This is a genomic window from Chitinimonas sp. BJB300 (assembly GCF_002735695.1).
Classification (GTDB): domain Bacteria; phylum Pseudomonadota; class Gammaproteobacteria; order Burkholderiales; family Chitinimonadaceae; genus Chitinimonas.
On the sequence record NZ_PDZH01000244.1, the window covers coordinates 1 to 2,874 of the forward strand.

The window sequence follows — 2,874 nt, forward strand, 5'->3', positions numbered from 1 at the left end:
CACCTGGTCGTGGCTCACTGCACCACCTACCATCGCCGACAAGCCCGTTGCTGTCGCCGCACCAAACGTGCTCAGCAAATAGTCGGTGTACAAATCGAGTTCTTTGTTCTTCATGGCGACAGGTTAGGGTATGCACTGCGTAACATCAGTAAGTAAGCGGTATTTCGGAAACAGGTACGACGAATTCTTTGCTGTTGTAGCGTGCTAAAAAATTGATGTCAGTTTGCATTAGCAGCAGATCACACATTGTGTAACTTGAGCTACTGTTCGTCTGCTTGAAGTAGCCCATAGCCTCCGCTAGGTACTGACGTGCAGGTTTGGGGAAGTATGAAATGTCGGGCGCTATACCGTTCCTCGTTTCAAGGTTGTGTGATGTTCTGGACAAGTTATTCTGTAACTAACTCCGACTTCTTGCATCCACTACACTCGGCGCTATCAACTTGTCGACTCCGCTCTATCCGACGTTTGAAAAACGCATTGATGATGCCGTTGAGCAGCTCATTCAGGAGCAGGTCACGCCTTGGATTTTTATGAAGTCAGGTACGCCATTCCGTGTGAAAAGGCGAGATGGGCAGGAAATTACTTACCAAGGCGGTGAATTCAACGGGACACCACGCGCTGTTTTTTGGTCGCGCTATATCGATCCTTTTCTGGAAGAACTGGCAATTAAAGAAATTGCTGCCGCTATCTCTCAGGCTAAGGAGCATAAAGTGGAGGCAAGTCTGCTTCTTTCTGAAGTTCAAGGGTTGTTAACCTCGGCGTCCAAGAAGGTTTTTTCTCAAATGGCGGAAGTAGATTGTGGGTTGAGAGGGGGGGGGGATGCTAGGAGTGTGGCACTTCGTTCTGTAGAGGGTGATATTCAGCGGATATCGACTTTCATTGAAAAGCATATTCGCAGTGAGTTGATGATTTGGAGCCCGCCACCCAAGCCGGAAAAGTGGTTCGAAGAAAGTAAGTCACTGAGATGGTTGATTGACCGCTCCTCCCCTGGCTTTTCCTCATTGGTGAGTTTTTTAGCGAAGCACTTTTGACCCGAAGTTGTTAGGTTGAAGGACTGGAAACGTGCGTTAGATATACCGTTTCCAAATCTTCCTCGATATTGATGAAGCCCTTCAGATATATCTGTCCGGTCATTTTTGTCGATATCAATTTATTTCTATTGCCGATATGGCTGCCATTTATCCCCTATTGCGTAAAGTGCTATCTGCCATGGTGGGTAATTGATAGGCCAATTAGCTAAACTTGAGCGTTATATTCATATATTTGCAATTCTGTTGAATTAAATCACTTACGGCAAGTACGCATGTATCGATCATGTCGGTCATAAAATTATGGGGTAGGTACTGTTGTGAAAAACGCTATTTTCTACGTACGCTGCCACCTCGTCTACCTGCCCATCTATTCGGGTTGTATGGGTTGTTATGTTTCTATGCTTTTGTTTTTAAAAGAATTTATACCTTACTTGTTTTTTGGGGCCAATTGAAGATGCAGTGAACTCATCAAATAAGGCGGTAGATTTTTTTTTGTTCCCTATTCTTAAGACCAAATTTATTCCTATCAGCCAAGACGACGGTGATCGGCCTTGACTGAGGCATATAACAATGAAGGTGGTCAACGGTATGGAACAGCAAATCGAAGGCAGTCGACGAGTGCTTGGGTTAGCCGGCAGGAATTGGAAAGGGCTGGGGAAGTGTTCGAAAGCGGTTCGATTTGGCGTAGGGCGCTTATTGCAAACAATACCGATAGTCGCGGCATTGTTATTGGCTCCACAGACCTTGGCGGCGCAGGTTTGTGCCGTGGGGGAAATGGCGCAGAATTTTAGTTTTCCTGCGGCAAGCTGGGCAGATGGTACTTTTGGGCCTGTTGCGTATCCCGTTGTAACAGGGGGAAATTCAACGACGCTTACTGTTAGTGTTACGCCAAATGGTGCAGTTGTACTTGATCCAACTCCACCTGCGTCACCTAATTTAGGGCTAAATGGAAATGATCCGACATCTTTGGGCGTGCAGACGCTTAATGCGCCCGCAGGCGCAATTGTCGCGACGTTTAATTTTGGGCTTAGCAGGCCAGTTAATAAACTTAGCTTTGTTTCGATGGATGTAGATGCATATGAAGATGTCACTAATAATGTGCGTTTTCGAGACTTTGTAACTTATAGAGCGAATGGCGGCGCGTTGCTCCCGACGGCCATAAATGTAGATCCGACTCGGAATACGGTGAATCTTGGGGCGGGTACAGTAGAGGCAGTCGACCCTACTGTCGGACCTGTTGATATTAACAATAGAAGAGGTACTGCTCTTTTTTGTCAGCTAAATATTGATGCATGTAATGTCACTACTGATTTTTCTCAGTCTGGAATAACGAGTGCAGCGGCTGTTTATTCAGAGTCACCAGCGATCGCTAACAATCAGGGACAGCGGGTTAGCGTCAACCAGTTTTCCTGGTGCCTGCCGCCTACCACGGTTGCCGTCACTGCCGTCAGCAATGGCGGGGTAGGCCCCTTTAATTACACTGGCGACAACGGCTACCCTGGCGAAACCCTTACTACCACTGTACCTGCCACCGGTGTCACTGGTGCTACCCAGACGCTCACCACTTCTGCTACCAGTACTACCATCACCGAAACCATCCCCCCGGGCTATGCCCTCACCGGGGCGACCTTCACCGGATTGGGCGCAGGCGGTACCGCCACACCGAACCTGGCCGCTGGCACCGTCACTCTTGATGCCGCCGCCACGGCAGCCGGTTCGTAAATACCCGGAGGCCAGCATCTATCGCCGTCGCTGGACAGTGACCAAGCTGATTGACTCCTTATTATCGGAGTTCAGTCATGCTTGCAGTCCCCCAGCGCGCTTTCGTTGCCAACCAGCCCGT

General features: G+C 48.6%; 2 protein-coding genes. Both read left to right on the plus strand.

What is annotated here, in order from left to right; all coding sequences use genetic code 11:
* Positions 1-440: 440 nt before the first annotated feature.
* Positions 441-1,031 carry a hypothetical protein gene (locus tag CSQ89_RS20795; protein WP_099407894.1) on the plus strand — a complete coding sequence of 197 codons (591 nt, stop codon included), beginning with the start codon at positions 441-443 and terminating at the stop codon, positions 1,029-1,031.
* A gap of 570 nt (positions 1,032-1,601) precedes the next feature.
* Positions 1,602-2,753, plus strand: a complete 1,152-nt coding sequence (locus CSQ89_RS20800) for a prealbumin-like fold domain-containing protein (protein WP_099407895.1) — start codon at positions 1,602-1,604, stop codon at positions 2,751-2,753.
* The last annotated feature ends 121 nt before the right edge of the window (positions 2,754-2,874 follow it).

Excerpts from the sequence above, each read along its gene's own strand:
- CSQ89_RS20800 (WP_099407895.1), top strand. The coding sequence starts at position 1,602 with ATGAAGGTGGTCAACGGTATGGAACAGCAAATCGAAGGCAGTCGACGA.